Source organism: Ramlibacter sp. GS1-15 (genome assembly GCF_057785015.1).
This window is the reverse complement of record NZ_JBYNTU010000001.1, coordinates 2,312,378-2,330,480: the sequence shown is the minus strand read 5'-3', so window position 1 is coordinate 2,330,480 and position 18,103 is coordinate 2,312,378. Positions and strand designations below refer to the sequence as shown.

At 67.1% G+C, this 18,103-nt stretch carries 17 protein-coding genes and 1 pseudogene; 13 read left to right on the top strand and 5 right to left on the bottom strand.

All coding sequences use genetic code 11. The annotated features are described in order from the left end of the window. Window positions 1–2: 2 nt before the first annotated feature. The 3 genes from ahpF to ppsR all read right to left on the bottom strand — a co-directional run bounded on the left by ahpF (window position 3) and on the right by ppsR (window position 3,072). Entirely contained in the window at window positions 3–1,547 is a 1,545-nt protein-coding gene (gene ahpF, locus AC3EF3_RS11705) for an alkyl hydroperoxide reductase subunit F (RefSeq protein ID WP_488532326.1), read from the bottom strand. 11 nt (window positions 1,548–1,558) lie between these two features. Next, the gene (ahpC, locus tag AC3EF3_RS11700) at window positions 1,559–2,131 is read right to left on the bottom strand and encodes an alkyl hydroperoxide reductase subunit C (RefSeq protein ID WP_488532325.1); all 573 of its coding nucleotides are present in this window, start codon (window positions 2,129–2,131) and stop codon (window positions 1,559–1,561) included. A gap of 119 nt (window positions 2,132–2,250) precedes the next feature. Then, window positions 2,251–3,072, bottom strand: coding sequence for a posphoenolpyruvate synthetase regulatory kinase/phosphorylase PpsR (gene ppsR / locus AC3EF3_RS11695; protein WP_488532324.1), 822 nt, complete (start codon window positions 3,070–3,072; stop codon window positions 2,251–2,253). Between the two features lie 184 nt (window positions 3,073–3,256). Here ppsR and ppsA point away from each other — a divergent pair, with 184 nt between their 5' ends. The 13 genes and pseudogenes from ppsA to AC3EF3_RS11630 all read left to right on the top strand — a co-directional run bounded on the left by ppsA (window position 3,257) and on the right by AC3EF3_RS11630 (window position 16,799). Further along, window positions 3,257–5,650, top strand: coding sequence for a phosphoenolpyruvate synthase (ppsA, locus tag AC3EF3_RS11690; RefSeq protein ID WP_488532323.1), 2,394 nt, complete (start codon window positions 3,257–3,259; stop codon window positions 5,648–5,650). Window positions 5,651–5,709: 59 nt separating this feature from the next. Then, window positions 5,710–5,982 carry a DUF4212 domain-containing protein gene (locus AC3EF3_RS11685; RefSeq protein ID WP_488532322.1) on the top strand — a complete coding sequence of 91 codons (273 nt, stop codon included), beginning with the start codon at window positions 5,710–5,712 and terminating at the stop codon, window positions 5,980–5,982. Then, on the top strand, window positions 5,975–8,065 hold the full coding sequence (locus AC3EF3_RS11680) for a VC_2705 family sodium/solute symporter (RefSeq protein WP_488532321.1): 2,091 nt from the start codon (window positions 5,975–5,977) through the stop codon (window positions 8,063–8,065). The genes AC3EF3_RS11685 and AC3EF3_RS11680 overlap by 8 nt, the downstream gene beginning before the upstream one ends. Window positions 8,066–8,158: 93 nt before the next feature. Then, window positions 8,159–9,862 (top strand): MFS transporter, encoded by a 1,704-nt coding sequence (locus tag AC3EF3_RS11675; RefSeq protein WP_488532320.1) that lies wholly within the window; start codon window positions 8,159–8,161, stop codon window positions 9,860–9,862. Between the two features lie 154 nt (window positions 9,863–10,016). Beyond that, on the top strand, window positions 10,017–10,490 hold the full coding sequence (locus tag AC3EF3_RS11670; RefSeq protein WP_488532319.1) for a hypothetical protein: 474 nt from the start codon (window positions 10,017–10,019) through the stop codon (window positions 10,488–10,490). Between the two features lie 135 nt (window positions 10,491–10,625). Then, window positions 10,626–10,991 carry a 30S ribosomal protein S6 gene (rpsF, locus tag AC3EF3_RS11665; protein ID WP_488532318.1) on the top strand — a complete coding sequence of 122 codons (366 nt, stop codon included), beginning with the start codon at window positions 10,626–10,628 and terminating at the stop codon, window positions 10,989–10,991. A gap of 19 nt (window positions 10,992–11,010) precedes the next feature. Further along, window positions 11,011–11,307 carry a primosomal replication protein N gene (gene priB, locus AC3EF3_RS11660; RefSeq protein ID WP_488532317.1) on the top strand — a complete coding sequence of 99 codons (297 nt, stop codon included), beginning with the start codon at window positions 11,011–11,013 and terminating at the stop codon, window positions 11,305–11,307. A gap of 13 nt (window positions 11,308–11,320) precedes the next feature. Beyond that, window positions 11,321–11,602, top strand: a complete 282-nt coding sequence (gene rpsR / locus AC3EF3_RS11655; RefSeq protein WP_488532316.1) for a 30S ribosomal protein S18 — start codon at window positions 11,321–11,323, stop codon at window positions 11,600–11,602. A gap of 12 nt (window positions 11,603–11,614) precedes the next feature. After that, window positions 11,615–12,067, top strand: a complete 453-nt coding sequence (rplI, locus tag AC3EF3_RS11650) for a 50S ribosomal protein L9 (protein ID WP_488532315.1) — start codon at window positions 11,615–11,617, stop codon at window positions 12,065–12,067. A 160-nt stretch (window positions 12,068–12,227) separates the two neighbouring features. Continuing rightward, window positions 12,228–13,634, top strand: coding sequence for a replicative DNA helicase (dnaB, locus tag AC3EF3_RS11645; protein ID WP_488532314.1), 1,407 nt, complete (start codon window positions 12,228–12,230; stop codon window positions 13,632–13,634). A gap of 97 nt (window positions 13,635–13,731) precedes the next feature. Next, window positions 13,732–14,232 (top strand): OsmC family protein, encoded by a 501-nt coding sequence (locus AC3EF3_RS11640; RefSeq protein WP_488532313.1) that lies wholly within the window; start codon window positions 13,732–13,734, stop codon window positions 14,230–14,232. Then, a pseudogene (locus tag AC3EF3_RS11635) lies at window positions 14,181–14,324 on the top strand (cation-transporting P-type ATPase); the annotation flags it as partial. The gene AC3EF3_RS11640 and the pseudogene AC3EF3_RS11635, both read left to right, overlap by 52 nt. A gap of 27 nt (window positions 14,325–14,351) precedes the next feature. Continuing rightward, complete coding sequence (locus AC3EF3_RS11630; protein ID WP_488533778.1) at window positions 14,352–16,799, top strand: cation-translocating P-type ATPase; 2,448 nt, start codon at window positions 14,352–14,354, stop codon at window positions 16,797–16,799. A gap of 43 nt (window positions 16,800–16,842) precedes the next feature. Here AC3EF3_RS11630 and AC3EF3_RS11625 read toward each other — a convergent pair whose 3' ends face one another. Both AC3EF3_RS11625 and AC3EF3_RS11620 read right to left on the bottom strand, forming a co-directional pair. After that, window positions 16,843–17,280, bottom strand: coding sequence for a universal stress protein (locus AC3EF3_RS11625; RefSeq protein WP_488532312.1), 438 nt, complete (start codon window positions 17,278–17,280; stop codon window positions 16,843–16,845). 18 nt (window positions 17,281–17,298) lie between these two features. Further along, entirely contained in the window at window positions 17,299–17,976 is a 678-nt protein-coding gene (locus tag AC3EF3_RS11620) for a BON domain-containing protein (protein WP_488532311.1), read from the bottom strand. Window positions 17,977–18,103 lie beyond the last annotated feature (127 nt).

Sequence of the window (18,103 nt, the reverse complement as noted above, 5' to 3'; positions counted from 1 at the left end):
AATCAGCTGCGCATCAGGTAATCGAATGCACCCAATGCGGCCTTGGCACCATCGCCGGCGGCAATGATGATCTGCTTGAATGGCACCGTGGTCGCGTCGCCCGCGGCGAAGACGCCCGGCACCGAGGTCTGGCCCTTGGCGTCGACGATGATCTCGCCATGGCGCGACAGCTCGACCGTGCCTTTCAGCCATTCGGTGTTGGGCACCAGGCCGATCTGCACGAACACGCCTTCCAGCTCCACCCGGTGCTCCTCGCCGGAAGCGCGGTCCTTCCAGGCCAGCCCATTCACCTTCTGGCCGTCACCGGTGATCCCGGTCGTCTGCGCGTTCAGCAGGACGGTGACGTTCGGCAGCGACCCGAGCTTCTTCTGCAGCACGGCGTCGGCGCGCAGCCTGGTGTCGAACTCGATCAGCGTGACGTGGGCCACGATGCCGGCCAAGTCGATCGCAGCCTCGACGCCGGAGTTGCCGCCGCCGATCACGGCGACGCGCTTGCCCTTGAAGAGCGGCCCGTCGCAGTGCGGGCAGTAAGCCACGCCCTTGTTGCGGTATTCCTGCTCGCCCGGCACGTTGACGTTGCGCCAGCGCGCGCCGGTCGTGACGATCACCGTCTTCGCCTTCAGCGAGGCGCCGCTTTCCAACTCGACTTCGACCAGCGGCCCGGGCTTGAGCGCCTTGGCCCGCTGCAGGTTCATGATCTCCACGTCGTAGTGGCGCACGTGTTCCTCCAGCGCCAGCGCGAACTTCGGGCCCTCGGTTTCCTTGACCGAGACGAAGTTCTCGATGCCCAGCGTGTCCAGCACCTGGCCGCCGAAGCGCTCGGAGGCGATGCCGGTGCGGATGCCCTTGCGCGCCGCGTACACGGCGGCGGCGGCACCGGCCGGCCCGCCGCCGACGATCAGCACGTCGAACGGCGCCTTGGCCGCGATCTTCTCGGCTTCACGCTTCGCGCCGCCGGTGTCGACCTTGGCCAGGATCTCTTCCAGGCTCATGCGGCCCTGGCCGAAGTGCGTGCCGTTCAGGAAGACCGTGGGCACGGCCATCACCTGGCGCTCCTCCACCTCGGCCTGGAACAGCGAGCCGTCGATCATGGTCGCCTTGATGCGGGGGTTCTGCACCGCCATCAGGTTCAGCGCCTGCACGACGTCGGGGCAGTTGTGGCAGGTGAGCGAGACATAGACCTCGAACTCGAGGTCGCCGTCGAGCTCGCGCACCTGCCTCAGCACGGCGTCGTCCACCTTCGGCGGGTAGCCGCCGACCTGCAGCAGCGCGAGCACGAGCGACGTGAACTCGTGGCCCATCGGCAGGCCGGCGAAGCGCACGCGGGGCGATTCGCCCGGGCGGTTCACCGAGAACGACGGCGTGCGATAAGGCCCGCCGCGGGTCTCGACGATCGAGACGAGCGGCGATGCCTCGGCGATGTCGCGCAGGAGCTCCTGCAGGCTGCTCGACGCCGGGGTGTCGTCGAGCGAGGCGACGAGCTCCACCGGGTTGGCGATGCGCTGCAGGTACGCAGCCAGCTGCGCCTTGAGGTTGGCATCGAGCATCTGTGGGTTCCTCAGATCTTTCCGACCAGGTCGAGCGACGGCTTGAGCGTCTCGGCGCCTTGCTCCCACTTGGCCGGGCAGACTTCACCCGGGTGCGCGGCGATGTATTGGGCGGCCTTCACGCGGCGCAGCGTTTCCTTCGCGTCGCGGCCGATGCCGTTGTCGTGCACCTCGATGGTCTTGATGCGGCCTTGCGGGTCGATCACGAACGTGCCACGCAGCGCCAGCCCCGCGTCCTCGCCCTCGGTGATCAGCACCTGGAAGAAGTTGGCCAGCTGGTGGTTCGGGTCGCCGACCAGCGGGTACTGCACCTTCCTGATCGTGTCGGACGTGTCATGCCACGCCTTGTGCGTGAAGTGCGTGTCGGTCGAGACGCCGTAGACCTCCACGCCCAGCTTCTTGAACTCGGCGTAGTTGTCGGCCAGGTCGCCCAGCTCGGTCGGGCACACGAAGGTGAAGTCCGCCGGGTAGAACACGACGACGGACCACTTGCCCTTGAAGTTCTCCTCGGTCACCGGGACGAACTTGCCGTTGTGGTACGCGGTGGCCTGGAACGGGGGGACTTGTGCGTTGATGAGAGACATAGACTTCCTCTGTTGAGTTTGATTTGTCGATTGACAGGGGCTATGGTACGGGCGCCCGTCCTGGATGGCCAATTCATTGGCCCAATCGCGGGATTAGGGGATGGCTATGCGGCCGAGCTTCAGTACTCCAGCCGCTCGGGCCGGATTTCCTGCAGGATCGTCGTCGCGATCTCTTCGATCGACTTCGTGGTCGTGCTGAGCCAACGGATGCCGGCGCGTCGCATCATGGCCTCGGCTTCGCTCACTTCCATGCGGCAGTTCTCCACGGCGGCATAGCGCGAGCCGGGCCGGCGCTCGTTGCGAATCTCGGCCAGCCGCTCGGGCTGGATGCTGAGCCCGAAGATCTTGGCCCGATGAGGGAGCAGGGCGCTGGGCAATTGCTGGCGATCGAAGTCTTCGGGGATCAGCGGGTAGTTGGCGGCCTTCAGGCCGTATTGCATCGCCAGGTAGAGCGAAGTGGGCGTCTTGCCGCTGCGGCTCACGCCGACGAGGATCACGTCCGCCTGGGCCAGGTCGGTATTGGACTGTCCGTCGTCGTGCGCCAGGCTGAAATTGATGGCTTCGATGCGGTCGTGGTAGGCCTTGCTCTTGCTCACGTCCGAAAAGCGGCCAATGCGGTGGTTGGACTTCATGCCCAGCTCTTCTTCGAGCGGGCGGACGAAGGTGCCGAACATGTCCAGCAGCATGCCCTTGCAGCCCGACTCGAGCACGGCCAGGATGTCGCTGTTGACCAGTGTCGTGAAGACCAGCGGCCGCTTGCCCTCCAGCTCGGCCACGTGGTTGACCTGGCGCACGACCTGGTGCGCCTTGTCCACGGTATCCACGAAGGGCAGCCGGACGTGCCGCGGCTTGAATTCGAACTGGGCCAGGATGGCATTGCCGAAGGTCTCGGCGGTAATGCCGGTGCCGTCGGAGATGAAGAACACGGTGCGGGAGTGCATGCGATGGCGCTTTCAGGTCAGCGCAAGCCCCACGACGGGTCCCACGCCTACAATGGCGGCAATTTATCGCATTCCCGCGCATGCACCCCGCCAGCCCATTCGAACAAGCACAAAGCTGCTTCGTGCTGCATGCCCGCGCGCGCTCGCCGAGCGCAGATACGGTTTCAAACTCTGGAGCTTTCCCATGTCTGCACTCTTCGACGCGGCCGCCCTGGTCGTACCGTTTGAGAACCTGAGGATGACCGACGTCGAGGCGGTCGGCGGCAAGAACGCCAGCCTCGGCGAAATGATCTCCCAGCTGCCGCAGGGTGTGCGCGTGCCCACCGGCTTCGCGACCACGGCCCATGCGTTCCGCGAGTTCCTCGCCAACGGCGGCCTCGCGCAGAAGATCGAACAGCGCCTGGCCGAGCTGAACGTCGACGACGTGCGCGCGCTCGCGCAGGCCGGCGCGCAGATCCGCGGCTGGATCGAGCAGCAGCCGTTCCCGGCGGATCTGGAGCGGGACATCCGTTCGCACTTCGAGAAGCTCGCCGCGGGCAACCCGAACGCCAGCTTCGCCGTGCGCTCGTCGGCCACGGCCGAGGACCTGCCGGACGCCTCGTTCGCCGGCCAGCAGGAGACCTTCCTGAACGTCGTCGGCATCGACGCCGTGCTGCACAAGATGAAGGAGGTGTTCGCCTCCCTGTACAACGACCGCGCGATCAGCTACCGCGTGCACAAGGGCTTCGCGCATTCGAACGTGGCGCTGTCGGCGGGCGTGCAGCGCATGGTGCGCAGCGACCTCGGCGCCGCGGGCGTGATGTTCACCATCGACACCGAGTCGGGCTTCGACCAGGTGGTGTTCATCACCTCCAGCTACGGCCTGGGCGAGACGGTGGTGCAGGGCGCCGTGAACCCGGACGAGTTCTACGTGCACAAGCCGATGCTCAAGGCCGGCAAGAAGGCGGTGATCCGCCGCAACCTCGGCTCCAAGCTGATCCAGATGGTGTTCGCCTCCGACGAGGAGAAGAAGGCCAGCGGCAAGCTCGTGAAGACGGCCGAGGTGCCGCTCGAGCAGCGCAACCGTTATTCGCTCACCGATGCGGACGTCGAGCAGCTCGCCCGTTACGCGCTCGTGATCGAGGAGCACTACGGCCGCGCCATGGACATCGAATGGGGCAAGGACGGCGCCGATGGCCAGATCTACATCCTGCAGGCGCGGCCCGAGACGGTGAAGAGCCAGGCGCGCGGCAAGTCCGAGATGCGCTACAAGCTCAAGGGCCGCGGCAACGTGCTGTCCGAAGGCCGCGCGATCGGCCAGAAGATCGGCACGGGCCCGGTGCGTATCGTGCACAGCACCGCCGAGATGGACAAGGTGCAGCCGGGCGACGTGCTGGTCACCGACATGACCGACCCGAACTGGGAACCGGTGATGAAGCGCGCCAGCGCGATCGTGACGAACCGCGGCGGGCGCACCTGCCACGCGGCCATCATCGCGCGCGAGCTCGGCATCCCGGCCGTGGTGGGTTGCGGCGACGCGACCGAGCGCCTGAAGGACGGCACGCTGGTCACGGTGAGCTGCGCCGAGGGTGACACCGGCCACATCTATGACGGCCTGCTCGAGACCGAAGTGAGCGAAGTCAAGCGCGGCGAGATGCCGCCGATCGCCACCAAGATCACGATGAACGTGGGCAACCCGCAGCTGGCTTTCGACTTCGCCCAGCTGCCCAACGAGGGCGTGGGGCTCGCGCGGCTCGAGTTCATCATCAACAACAACATCGGCGTCCACCCGAAGGCGATCCTCGAGTACCCGAACATCGACCAGGACCTGAAGAAGGCCGTCGAGTCGGTGGCGCGGGGCCATGCGTCGCCGCGCGCCTTCTACGTCGACAAGGTGGCCGAAGGCGTGGCCACCATCGCCGCGGCGTTCTGGCCGAAGCCGGTGATCGTGCGCCTGTCGGACTTCAAGTCCAACGAGTACCGCAAGCTGATCGGCGGCTCGCGCTACGAGCCCGAGGAAGAAAACCCGATGCTGGGCTTCCGCGGCGCGGCGCGCTACATCAGCCGCGACTTCCAGGAAGCCTTCGCGATGGAGTGCGAGGCGTTGCGCCGCGTGCGCAGCGAGATGGGCCTGACCAACGTGCAGGTGATGGTGCCCTTCGTGCGCACGCTGAACGAAGCGAAGAAGGTCACGGACCTGCTCGCCACCAAGGGCCTCAAGCGCGGGCAGGATGAGCTCAAGGTGATCATGATGTGCGAGCTGCCGAGCAACGCCATCCTGGCCGACGAGTTCCTGGAGTTCTTCGACGGCTTCTCGATCGGCTCGAACGACCTCACGCAGCTCACCCTGGGCCTGGACCGCGATTCGGGCCTGGACCTGCTGGCGGCGGAATTCGACGAGCGGGATCCGGCCGTCAAGGCGATGCTGTCGCGAGCCATCGCCGCGTGCCGCAAGCAGGACAAGTACGTCGGCATCTGTGGGCAGGGGCCCAGCGACCATCCGGATTTCGCGCAGTGGCTGGTGAAAGAGGGCATCACCTCCATCTCGCTCAATCCGGACAGCGTGATCGACACCTGGCAGCGCCTGGCGGCGTCCTGACGCCGGCCTTGCCGTAAACACCATGGCCCGCACCGCCTGTGCGGTGCCATGATTCACGCATGGGCGATCCCGAAGCACAGGAGCAGCACGACCCGCGCGTGCTCGCGCTCAAGGCGGCGTTGCTGCTCGTCTGGGCGCTGGTGAGCTTCGCGTTCTGCTTCTGGGCCCGTGACCTGCAGTTCATGGTGGGCCCGTGGCCGTTCGACTTCTGGATGGCGGCGCAGGGCGGGGTGCTGGTGTTTCTCGGCATCGTCGTGTGCTACGCCCGGCTGATGAAGCGCCTGGCGCCGGACGACAGCCTGCCGCCGACGCGGAAAGGCGTCGATGCCTGACGCCGCATTCGCCGCCTACAAGCGGCGCCTGCACCGCAACTTCGCGATCTACGTCTGCGGGGTGCTCGCGTTCCTGCTGCTCATGGCGTGGGCCGAGCGCAGGGGCCTTTCGCGCTTCTGGATGGGGCCCATCTTCCTGTTCGCGTCGGTGATGATGTATGCGGCCATCGGGATCTACGGCCGCACGACGGACCCGGAGGAATACTACGTCGCCGGGCGGCGCATTCCCGGCATGTACAACGGGATGGCCGCGGCGGCGGACTGGATGAGCGCGGCTTCGTTCATCAGTCTCGCGGGCGGCCTGTACCTTCAGGGTTTCGGCGGCTCGGGCGCGCAGGCCGGGGGCCTGGCCTACGTGCTGGGATGGACCGGCGGGTTCTGCCTGGTCGCGTTGCTCGTCGCACCGCACCTGAGGCGCCTGAACCTCTACACGGTGCCCGACTACTTCGGCGCGCGCTTCGGCGGCCGCTGGCCACGCGTCATCGCCGCCCTGGCCGCGATGCTGTGTTCCTTCACCTATGTGATCGCGCAGATCTACGGTATCGGCCTGATCGCCTCGCGCCTGACGGGCGTGCAGTTCGAGATCGGGATCCTGCTGGGCCTCGGGGGGGTGCTGCTTTGCTCGTTCCTCGGCGGCATGCGCGCGATCACCTGGACGCAGGTGGCGCAGTACATCATCATCCTGCTCGCCTTCCTGATCCCGGTGTCGTGGCTCGCGTACAAGCAGTTGGGCAATCCGGCGGCGCCGCTGGTCTACGGCGTGCAGCTGCAGAAGATCGCGGAGCTCGAGGACAAGCTCGCCAACGACCCGAAAGAGAAGGAGGTCGCCGCGATCTTCGCGAAGCGTGCGCAGGAGTACGAGGCGCGCCTGGCCGACGTCGAAGGCGCGCTGCGGCGCGAGCGCGCGCAGGCGCAGGAGCGCGTGCGGCGGCTGAAGGCCCAGGGCGCGGATTCGGCGCTGATCGTCGAGGCCAGCCGCGAACTCGCGGCCTTGCCGAAGGACGTCGCCGCGGCGCGCGAACGCTGGACGCGCGCGCTGCAGGAAAGCCAGGAGCGCGCGAAGCCGCTCGGCGGGTTCCCGCGGCACAGCCTGCCCTATGCGGGCGACCCGAACGGCACGGCCGCCGAGCGCGAGGCCTTCGACGTCTCGCGCCGCAATTTCCTGGCGCTGATGTTCTGCCTGATGGTCGGCACCGCCGGCTTGCCGCACCTGCTCACGCGCTACTACACGACGCCCACCGTGGCCGAGTCGCGGTCCTCGGTGGCGTGGTCGATCTTCTTCATCGCGCTCGTGTACCTCAGTGCGCCGGCGCTCGCGGTGCTCGTGAAGTTCGAGGTGATGAACAACCTCGTGGGCAGCAGCTTCGATGCGTTGCCGCCCTGGATTGCCCAATGGGTGAAGGTGGACCCGTCGCTCATCTCGGTGGCCGACGTCAACGGCGACCGCATCCTGCAGTGGGGCGAGATCCGCCTGGGCGCCGACATGATCATGCTGGCCACGCCCGAGCTGGGTGGCCTGCCTTACGTGATCTCGGGGCTGGTGGCTGCGGGCGGCCTGGCCGCGGCGCTGTCCACCGCCGACGGCCTGCTGCTCACGATCAGCAACGCCATGGTGCGCGACATCTACTCGCACGAAATCAACACGCGCGTGACGGCGGAACAGCGCGTGATCCTGTCCAAGTTCGCGCTGATGGCCGTGGCGCTGGTCGCGGCGTTCACCGCCTCCCTCAAGCCTGCCGAGATCCTGCCGCTGGTGTCGGCGTCGTTCTCGCTCGCGGCCTCGGCGTTCGTGCCGGCGATGGTGCTGGGCATCTTCTGGCCGCGCGCCAACCGGCGCGGCGCCGTGGCGGGCATGCTCGCGGGGCTCGGCGTCACCGTGTATTACATGACGATCAATGCGCCGCCGTTCCGCGCGTTCTTCGGCATGCCGCCCGGACAGACGCTGTGGTGGGGCATCCAGCCGGTGTCGGCGGGCACGTTCGGCGTGCCGGTCGGCTTTGCGGTGGCCATCTTCGTGAGCCTGCTCACGCGCCCGATCGTGGCGAGCCAGCCCGAGGGATTACCCTATCAGGGCTTCCCCTGAAAAGCGTCGTGGCGACGCCTCCATGCTCTGCCGAGTCAGCTTGCTGTCAGACGGGCTCCAAACACTGGCCCTACTTCAACCGAAGGAGACAACATGGCAACAGCATCGACGGCGACGGCTGGGAAGAGGATTGCCGCGGCCGCGCCCATGACGCGCGAAGAAAAGAAGGTGATCTTCGCTTCATCGCTGGGCACGGTGTTCGAGTGGTACGACTTCTACCTGTACGGATCGCTGGCCGGGATCATCGCGGGCCAGTTCTTCGCGGGCCTCGATCCCACGTCCGCCTACATCTTCGCGCTGCTCGCGTTTGCCGCCGGCTTCCTGGTGCGGCCGTTCGGCGCGATCGTGTTCGGCCGCCTGGGCGACATGATCGGTCGCAAGTACACCTTCCTGATCACGATCCTGATCATGGGCTCGTCGACCTTCATCGTCGGCCTGCTTCCGGGCTACAAGTCGATCGGCGTGGCGGCGCCGGTGATCCTCATCGCCTTGCGGCTGCTGCAGGGCCTGGCGCTCGGCGGCGAATATGGCGGGGCCGCGACCTATGTCGCGGAACATGCGCCGCATGGCAAGCGCGGCGCCTACACCTCCTGGATCCAGACCACGGCGACGCTCGGCCTGTTCCTGTCGCTGCTCGTCATCCTCGGCGTGCGTGAGGGAATGGGCACCAAGGACTTCAACGACTGGGGCTGGCGCATTCCGTTCCTGGTCTCGGTCGTTCTGCTCGCCGTTTCGGTGTGGATCCGCCTGTCGCTCAACGAGTCGCCGGCATTCCAGAAGATGAAGGCCGAGGGCAAGACTTCGAAGGCCCCCCTGGCCGAATCCTTCGGCCAATGGAAGAACCTCAAGATCATCATCCTGGCGCTGTTCGGGCTGACGGCCGGCCAGGCCGTGGTCTGGTACTGCGGGCAGTTCTACGCCTTGTTTTTCCTGACCACCATCGCGAAGGTCGATGCGACGACGGCGAACCTCTACATTGCGGCCGCGCTGGTGATCGGCACGCCGTTCTTCATCGTGTTCGGTTCCCTGTCGGACAAGATCGGCCGCAAGCCGATCATCATGGCCGGATGCCTGATCGCCGCGCTGACGTACTTCACCGTGTTCCCGATGCTGCTGCAGTACGCGAACCCGTCCATCGTCGCGGCCCAGAAGGCCTCCAAGGTGACGGTGACGGCCGACCCGGCCACCTGCTCGTTCCAGGGCAGCCCGATCGCGCGCGAGATCGACTTCACCTCGTCCTGCGACCTCGCCAAGCGCACGCTGACCACCTCGTACATCCCGTACGAGAACAAGGCCGCGCCCGCGGGCACGCCGGCGACCGTGAGCATCGGCGACAAGACCTTCACCGCGCCCACGGCGACGCTGAACGCCGAACGGCACGGCTTCTCGCCCGAGTCCGCCAAGGCGATCGCCGACTTCAAGAAGAGCCTGGGAGATGCCGCCAAGGCCGCCGGCCTGACGACCCCCGCGGACAAGGACAAGATGAACAAGGGGATGGTGCTCCTGATCCTCGTGTTCCTCGTCATCCTCGTGACGATGGTGTACGGCCCCATCGCCGCCATGCTGGTCGAACTGTTCCCGACCCGCATCCGGTACACGTCGATGAGCGTGCCCTACCACTTCGGCAACGGATGGTTCGGTGGCATGTTGCCGACGACCGCATTCGCGATGGTGGCCGCGACGGGCGATATCTACTACGGCTTGTGGTACCCGGTGATCGTCGCGGCGATGACCTTCGTCGTCGGCACGCTGTTCATCAGGGAGACCAAGGACGTGGACATCTACGCGCGCGACTGAGGCTGCGTTTCCTCGCGTCCATGAAGGCCCGCCGATGCGGGCCTTTTGCTTTGCCGCGCGGGCCACGCATGCACCAGAAAAACGCACCGCGCGCGCCGAGTTGGGCTAAAGTAGCTCCACAACCCTGAGGAGGCCGGGACAAGTTGAGGGAACCATGCTGATCGTCAAGACCGACCTGGGCCACCAGGTGATGAAGGACCGGTCCGTGCCCCTGACGCCGCGGCAGCGCTCCGCGTTCATCCTGTTCGACGGCAAGCGGACGCTGGACCAGGTGCTCGAGGCCACGGCCGTCACCGGCGTCACGCGCGAGGACGTCGACAAGCTGTTCGAACTGGGCTTGATCGTGGATGCCGCGCCCGAACAGACCGCGGCCGAGAACGCGGCCGCCAAGGCCCATGCCCAGGCCGTCGAGCATCACAAGCACCGCACGCCGCAGGAACGCTACGCCGAGGCCTACCCGATCGCCACCGCGCTGACGGCAAGCCTGGGCCTGCGGGGCTTCCGGCTGAACCTGGCGGTGGAGGCGGCCACCAATTACGAGGAACTGCAGGCCGTCGCGCCCAGGATCCTCGAGGCGGTCGGCCCCGAGAAGTTCAGGCCGCTGGACAGGGCCCTGAACGACCACTGAGTCCCGGTCGGCGGGCTTTCCCGCCCGCGGCTATAATGCCGGGTTCCCCCTTGCCACACCGCTACCGCTGACGCGGCGGGTGGCTCAACCCAAACGCCACGGGTACCACCGTGGCGTGATCCACAAGGAGAATCCATGCGTCATTACGAAATCGTGCTCCTGATCCACCCGGACCAGAGCGAACAGGTTCCGGCCATGCTGGAACGCTACAAGGGCATGATCACCGCCGGCAACGGCAAGGTGCATCGCGTCGAGGACTGGGGCCGCCGCCAGCTGGCCTACCAGATCAACAAGCTCGCGAAGGCGCACTACCTGTGCCTGAACATCGAGGCCGACCAGAACGTGATGGGCGAGCTGGAGCATGCCTTCCGCTTCAATGACGCCGTGCTGCGCCACCTGACCGTGGTGCGCAAGAAGGCCGACACCGGCCCGTCGTCGATGATGAAGACCGTCGAGCGCGAAGAAGCGCGCAAGGCCCAGCAGCAGGAGTTCCAGTCGTAAGCGGCGCGGCCGCGAACCCGTGAACCAGGTCGCCCTGGGCGCCCGCATCGCCGAGATCTCGGCCCTGCGGCACACGCCGGCCGGCATCCCCGCGATCGATCTCGTGCTCGAACACGAGTCCGCACAGGTCGAGGCGGGGCAGGCGAGGCAGGCGAAATTGGCGATCCGGGCGGTGGCTTTCGGCGCAGTCGCCGAAGCCCTCAGGGTGCAGGCCTTGGGTAGCCCCTGGCGGTTCGACGGATTCCTCGCGGCAACCCGTGGCGGCAGGCACCCGGTGCTCCACATCCAGTCATTCGTTCCAGTTCAAGATTCGTAAAGAGAGGTCCACCATGGCCACGTTCAAGAAATTCAACAAGGACAAGCGTCCGAAGCGCAACACCCAGTCGCTGCTGTTCAAGCGCAAGCGCTTCTGCCGCTTCACCGTCGCCGGCGTCGAAGAGATCGATTACAAGGACATCGACACCCTGCGCGACTTCATCGCCGAGAACGGCAAGATCATCCCCGCGCGCCTGACCGGCACGCGCGCGATCTACCAGCGCCAGCTCAACACCGCCATCAAGCGCGCGCGCTTCCTGGCCCTGGTCCCGTACAGCGACCAGCACCGCATCTAAGGAGCCCGGAACATGCAAGTCATTCTCCTGGACAAGGTCGTCAACCTGGGCGATCTCGGCGAGATCGTCAAAGTGAAGGACGGCTACGCCCGCAACTTCCTGATCCCGCAGGGCCGCGCCCGCCGCGCGACCGAGGCGAACAAGGCCGAATTCGAAGCCCGTCGTGCGGAGCTCGAGAAGGCCGCCGCCGCGAAGCTGGCCGAAGCGAAGGCGCAGGGCGAGAAGCTCGCCGGCACCAGCGTCAAGATCACGCAGAAGGCCGGCGTGGACGGCCGCCTGTTCGGCTCCGTCACCAACTACGACATCGCCGAAGAGCTCGGCAAGATCGGCTACAAGGTGCAGAAGGCGCAGGTGCGCATGCCCAACGGCCCGATCAAGCACGTGGGCGAGAGCGGCGTGCAGGTGGCCCTGCACACCGACGTGGTGGTGGACATCAACGTCACCGTGTACGGCGAAACGGCGTAAGAACAGGGCTGCCGCGCCAGCGGCACGCCAGCAGCGAAAAAGCCGCCCCCGGGCGGCTTTTTCCTTTTGCCCCACCGGATTTCCACAGCTTGCACCCAGCGTTATCCTGTCGATTCGTACAGGGCGGGGCTAACATCTCACGCTCGAGAAAAAGGATTCCATGTCCGCCGTCCTGACGCCCGTTGACGACGACCTCCCGCGCGACCGCCAGGTCGCGCAACTGCGCATCCCTCCGCATTCGATCGAAGCCGAATCCTCGGTGCTGGGCGGCCTGCTGCTGGACAACGGCGCGTGGGACCGCGTCGGCGACCTGCTCACGGATTCCGATTTCTACCGCTACGAACACCGGCTGATCTTCTCGGCCGTCGGCACGCTGATCAACGCGACGCGGCCGGCGGATGTGATCACGGTGTACGAGCAACTGCAGTCGCTGGGCAAGGCCGACGAGGTGGGCGGGCTCGCGTACCTCAATTCGCTCGCGCAGTACGTACCGAGCGCGAGCAACATCCGCCGGTATGCCGAGATCGTGCGCGAGCGCTCGATCCTGCGCAAGCTCGTCTCGGCGAGCGACGAGATCGCCACCGCCGCCTTCAACACCCAGGGCAAGGCCGTCGACAAGATCCTGGACGAGGCCGAGCAGAAGATCTTCCACATCGGCGAGGAAGGCTCACGCATGAAGCAGGGGTTCCAGGGCATGGACACCCTCGTCGTGCAGCTCCTGGACCGCGTGCAGGAGATGGCGGACAACCCGAACGACATCACGGGCGTGCCCACCGGCTTCTACGACCTGGACCGCATGACATCGGGCATGCAGGCCGGCGACCTGATCATCCTGGCGGCGCGCCCGTCGATGGGCAAGACCTCGCTCGCGATCAACATCGCCGAGCACGTCGCGCTGCACGAGGGGCTGCCGGTGGCGGTGTTCTCGATGGAAATGGGCGCGAGCCAGCTGGCCGTGCGTATCGTGGGCTCGATCGGGCGCATCGACCAGACGCACCTGCGGACGGGCAAGCTGACGGACGACGAGTGGCCGCGCCTCACCGAGGCCATCGAGAAGCTGCGCACCGTGTCCCTTCACATCGACGAGACGCCCGGCCTCACCACGAGCGAGCTGCGCGCCAACGCGCGACGCCTGGCGCGCCAGTGCGGCGGCAAGCTCGGCTTGATCGTCGTCGACTACCTGCAGCTCATGAGCGTGTCCTCGGGCATGAGCGACGAGAACCGCGCCACGGCTGTGGGCGAAATCTCGCGCGGCCTGAAGATGCTCGCCAAGGAGCTGGGCTGCCCGGTGATCGCGCTGTCTCAGCTCTCGCGCGGCGTGGAGTCGCGCACCGACAAGCGCCCCATGATGAGTGACCTGCGCGAATCCGGTGCCATCGAGCAGGACGCCGACGTGATCATGTTCATCTACCGCGACGACTACTACAACAAGGACTCCAAGGAGCCGGGCGTCTCGGAAATCATCATCAGCAAGCAGCGTAACGGCCCGACCGGCACGGTGAAGCTCGCGTTCATCAAGCCGCTCACCAAGTTCGAAAGCCTGGCCACCGGCGGCGGCGATTTCTAGCGCGATCCGGCACGGCCCCGCGCCGGCTTGACGCACCTCAACTCGCTGCCCGGACATCTCCTTATCGTCAGGACTCCAGCTCGAAAAGGAGCCCTGCATGAAGCCCGATACCCCCGCCGCGCCGGCGCTCGCCACCGACCAGTTCCAGCTCCTCGTCGAGCAGGAAGGCGGTTATCGCTTCCGGGTGCGTTTCGACGATCCCGCGATCCCGGCGCTCACCACCGACGAGCCGCCGCCGCTGGGGATGGGCGCCGGACCGAACCCGGCCCGCCTGCTCGGCGCGGCGGTGGCGAATTGCCTGGCAGCAAGCTTGCTGTTCGCGTTGAGAAAGTACGGCAACGAGCCTTCCCCGGTCCACGCGACGGTCATGGTGAGTCTTCGCAGGAACGAGCGCGGCAAGCTCCGGATCCCGTCCATCCTCGTGGATCTCCATCTGGGCGTGCCGCTTTCAGAGCTGCAGCGCGCCGATCGTGCGTTGGCGCAGTACGAAGACTTCTGTGTCGTCACGCAGAGCGTGCGTGGCGGCATCGACGTGGTGACACGTGTATGGGACAGCGAGGGCACCGAGCTCACGCCGCTCCAGGCGGTCCAACCCTGACCGCGGGGCTCAGCTCGTCGGTCGCGCGGGAGCGCCTGTCGCGCTGGGGGCCGAACGATATCGAAGCGAGCGAGCAGCGCGGCTGGGTAGCCACCTTGCGCGGGATCGCACGCGAACCCATGTTCGTGCTGCTGATCGCGGCGGCGGCGGTTTACCTGGTCATCGGCGATCTCGCGGAAGGCCTGCTGCTCGCCGCCTTTGCCGCGCTCACGGTGGCGCTGGTGTTCCTGCAGGAGCGCCGCAGCGAACATGCGCTGGACGCGCTGCGGGCGCTGGCCGCGCCGAGCGTGCGCGTGGTGCGCGACGGTCGCGTCGCGCGCATTCCGGCCCGGGAGCTGGTGCCGGGCGACGTCGTCATGCTCTCCGAAGGCGAGCGTGTGCCGGCCGATGCGGTGCTGCGCGAATGCGAGCAGGTGGCGGTCGATGAATCGCTGCTCAGCGGCGAATCCGTGCCGGTGCGCAAGGTCGCCAGCACCGCAGCCGTCGATGCCGAGGCGGGCGTGCCCGGCGGCGACGATACGCCGTTCGTCTTCGCCGGAACGCTTGTCACCGCCGGGCACGCCCTCGCCGAGGTGACGGCCACGGGTGCGCGTTCCCAGGCAGGGCGGATCGGTCTGTCGCTGGCTTCCATCGCGCCGTCGCCGACGCCGTTGCAGTTGCACTTGAAGCGCCTGGTCGCGTGGCTGGGAGCCGGCGCGATCTCGATGAGTGCGGTGCTCGTGCTGTGGTGGGGCCTGGCACGCGGGCAGTGGATCGACGGGCTGCTGTCCGGCATCGCGTCGGCGATGGCGATGCTGCCCGAGGAGTTCCCCATGGCGCTTTCGGTCTTTCTTGCCCTGGGCGCCTGGCGGCTGGCGCAGGTGAAGGTGCTTGCGCGCCGGCCGGCCGTCATCGAGGCACTGGGCGGTGCGACCATCTTGTGCGTCGACAAGACCGGCACGCTGACCGAAAACCAGATGCGGCTGCGACGCTTGCTCTCGGGGGGTGTCGAGACGGACCTGGCGACCGGCGCTGGCGCAGATATGCCCGAAGAAGCGCGCCGGCTGCTCGAGCACGCGGTGCTCGCTTCGCGGCGCGACGGTGTCGATCCCATGGACCGCGCGATCGTGCAAGCGGGCGACCGGGCACTCGCCGGCACGGATCGCCTGCATCCCTCGTGGTCACTGGAGCGCGAATATCCGCTGACGCCGCAGCTGCTCGCGGTATCGCACGCATGGAAATGCGAGGACGGTACGCGCCGTGTGGCCGCGAAGGGCGCGCCGGAGGCGGTGATCGATCTTTGCCAGCTAGGCCCGGAAGCGGCGGCGGCGATCACCGGCGACGTCGCCCGTCTGGCCGACGATGGGCTTCGCGTGCTCGCTGTTGCGTGGGCCGTCCCTGCACCGGGCGAGCTCGCGCGCGACCCGCACGACTATGAATTCCGTTGGCTGGGGCTGATCGCCTTCGAGGATCCGCTGCGGTCCAGCGTGCCGGAGGCCGTGGCCCAGGCGCATCGGGCCGGGATCGCGGTCGCGATGATCACGGGCGATCACGCGAACACGGCGCTGTCGATTGCGCGGCAGGCAGGAATCGAGACTTCGGCCGGAGCGCTCACCGGCGCGCGAATCGACGCGATGAGCGATCGGCGGCTCGCGGAAGCGGCAAGAAGCGTGCGCGTGTTCGCGCGCGTGCTGCCCGAGCAGAAGCTGCGCCTCGTGCAGGCGTTCCGCGAAAACGGCGAAGTGGTGGCGATGACCGGCGACGGTGTCAACGATGCGCCCGCGCTCAAGGCCGCACACATCGGCATCGCCATGGGTGTGCGCGGCACCGACGTCGCGCGCGAGGCGGCCGGTCTGGTGCTGCTCGACGAAGACTTCGGTCGCATCGTCGGTGGCGTGCGCATGGGGCGGCGCATCTTCGACAACCTGCGCAAGGTCATGACCTACATCACGGCGGTCCACGTGCCGATCGCCGGTCTGGCGCTGGTGCCGGTCGTGCTGGGCGCGCCGCCGTTGATGTTGCCCGCCCACGTGGTCCTCACCGAAATGGTCATCGACCCGGTGTGCTCGCTCGCGTTCGAGGGCGCCCCGGAACTGCCCGGGACCATGGATCGCCCGCCGCGCCGCTCCGATGAAGGGCTGGTCGGTTGGGAGATGCTCTCGCGCGGCTTGCTGCAGGGTGCATTCGTGCTTGCAGGCGCGCTCGGCGTCTACCTGCTCGCTTTGCCGGGCAATGGCGTGGAATCTGCGCGTGCGCAGGCGCTTGTCACGCTCACTGCCGGGAACCTCGGGCTCGTGTGGTTGAACGCGAGCCTGGGCGCGGGGTGGCGGTCGGTGTTCGGCGCGGGCTACGGTCCGTTCTGGCTCATTGCTGCGGCCGCGAGCACGGTGATCGCCATGTCGCTCGCATTCGAGCCGGCGCGGCAACTGCTGCACATCGCGGCGCCTTCAGCGGTCGAGTTGCTGATCGCTCTGCTTGTGGGCGTGGGCAGCGTGCTTGCGGCGGCCATGGGTGCCTCGTTGACCAGAGTCAACTCCCGCGTCGAGCCGCCGGAGCCAGCTGCGCTGGTGGGAAAGGATTCGCCATGACTCGCTGCCGGCGTCCTGGCGGCGGCCGCGGCCAGGAGCGCCGTCAGCCGCGAATCACCAATACCGGCACGGGTGCCATGCGGATGATCTGCTCCGCGCCGCTGCCCAGCAGGACCCGCTCCAGGCCCCGGCGGCCGTGCGTGCCGACCACGATCAGGTCGGCGTCCCACATCTTCGCCGCGTAGGCGACCGACTCACCGAGGCGTTGGGCCGGTTTGTCGATCAGCATGGTTTCACACGCCACGCCCGCGGCCTTCGCGATGTCGGCCGATTCGGCGATGACGCGCTCCGCGGCACGCCGCGCCGATGGATAGAGCTCGGCCGCGGCTTCGAAGCCGGTGAGATAAGCGAGTTCATCCAGCGCGTGGACGAGACGCACGCGCCCGTCTCCCTCGCGTGCGATGTCGAGCGCCGCGGTCACGGCCTTGTCGGAAGTCGGGCTGCCGTCAACCGGAACGAGGATGCGTCGATAGGTGCGCACGAAGCCTCCGGCGAGGGATCAGGCGACCGCGCTCGCGCGGTGCGAACTGCCGATCTGGAGCTTGTCGACGACGCGGGAAACCCCACTGGCCGCATAGGCCGTGCCGACCACGGCGTCGTGTTCCGGCAGCGAATCGACCTGGCCCGTGAGCGTGACCACACCGCCTTCGACGCCGACGCGGATGTGATTCGCCTCACGCAGGGCGTGCCGCCGCAACGCGGCGATGATCTGCGCTCCGATGTCATCGGCATTCGCTCGCGCCGTGATCGTGACCAGGTTGTGGACGCCGGTGACGCCGATGAGTGGGCGGATGCACTGCTCGGCGCTCGCGCGCTGGTAGTTCCAGTCCACTTCGCCCCGGAGGGTGACATAGCCATTCTCGACTTCGACCTGGACCTTGTCGTTGGGAACCAGCGAGTGCCAGCGCAGGGCATGCAGGGCCGCCTGCGCGATCTCCGTGTCCGAGCGCTTGCCATCGGGCGCCAGGTGCACTTCCACGTCGAGCGCGATACCGCGCACGCCCGCCACCCGCATCGCGGCGCGCTCGGCGGCATGCTTCTGCGCGTAAGTGTCCACCTGGCCGCTGAGCGTGACGATACCGTCGCGCACGGCTACACCGACCTTGGTGGCATCCACCGCCGGATCCCATCGCAGCTCGTCAGTGACATCGGTCTTGAGTTCGAGATCAGATTTCATGGGGTTGCTCCGCTCGTGCACACAACTGCGTGCGCCGCTTCACTGTAGGAGCGCGGTCCGTGTGCGAGTTGATGCAGGTCATATGCGACGCGTCGTGTATCCACCAAAGTGACCATGTCGATCCCGA

Excerpts from the sequence above, each read along its gene's own strand:
- AC3EF3_RS11685 (WP_488532322.1), top strand. The coding sequence starts at position 5,710 with ATGGGCGATCCCGAAGCACAGGAGCAGCACGACCCGCGCGTGCTCGCG.
- ahpF (WP_488532326.1), bottom strand. The coding sequence starts at position 1,547 with ATGCTCGATGCCAACCTCAAGGCGCAGCTGGCTGCGTACCTGCAGCGC.
- rplI (WP_488532315.1), top strand. The coding sequence starts at position 11,615 with ATGCAAGTCATTCTCCTGGACAAGGTCGTCAACCTGGGCGATCTCGGC.
- AC3EF3_RS11675 (WP_488532320.1), top strand. The coding sequence starts at position 8,159 with ATGGCAACAGCATCGACGGCGACGGCTGGGAAGAGGATTGCCGCGGCC.
- ppsR (WP_488532324.1), bottom strand. The coding sequence starts at position 3,072 with ATGCACTCCCGCACCGTGTTCTTCATCTCCGACGGCACCGGCATTACC.
- AC3EF3_RS11670 (WP_488532319.1), top strand. The coding sequence starts at position 10,017 with ATGCTGATCGTCAAGACCGACCTGGGCCACCAGGTGATGAAGGACCGG.
- rpsR (WP_488532316.1), top strand. The coding sequence starts at position 11,321 with ATGGCCACGTTCAAGAAATTCAACAAGGACAAGCGTCCGAAGCGCAAC.
- AC3EF3_RS11640 (WP_488532313.1), top strand. The coding sequence starts at position 13,732 with ATGAAGCCCGATACCCCCGCCGCGCCGGCGCTCGCCACCGACCAGTTC.
- dnaB (WP_488532314.1), top strand. The coding sequence starts at position 12,228 with ATGTCCGCCGTCCTGACGCCCGTTGACGACGACCTCCCGCGCGACCGC.
- AC3EF3_RS11620 (WP_488532311.1), bottom strand. The coding sequence starts at position 17,976 with ATGAAATCTGATCTCGAACTCAAGACCGATGTCACTGACGAGCTGCGA.
- ppsA (WP_488532323.1), top strand. The coding sequence starts at position 3,257 with ATGTCTGCACTCTTCGACGCGGCCGCCCTGGTCGTACCGTTTGAGAAC.
- AC3EF3_RS11630 (WP_488533778.1), top strand. The coding sequence starts at position 14,352 with ATGTTCGTGCTGCTGATCGCGGCGGCGGCGGTTTACCTGGTCATCGGC.
- ahpC (WP_488532325.1), bottom strand. The coding sequence starts at position 2,131 with ATGTCTCTCATCAACGCACAAGTCCCCCCGTTCCAGGCCACCGCGTAC.
- AC3EF3_RS11680 (WP_488532321.1), top strand. The coding sequence starts at position 5,975 with ATGCCTGACGCCGCATTCGCCGCCTACAAGCGGCGCCTGCACCGCAAC.
- rpsF (WP_488532318.1), top strand. The coding sequence starts at position 10,626 with ATGCGTCATTACGAAATCGTGCTCCTGATCCACCCGGACCAGAGCGAA.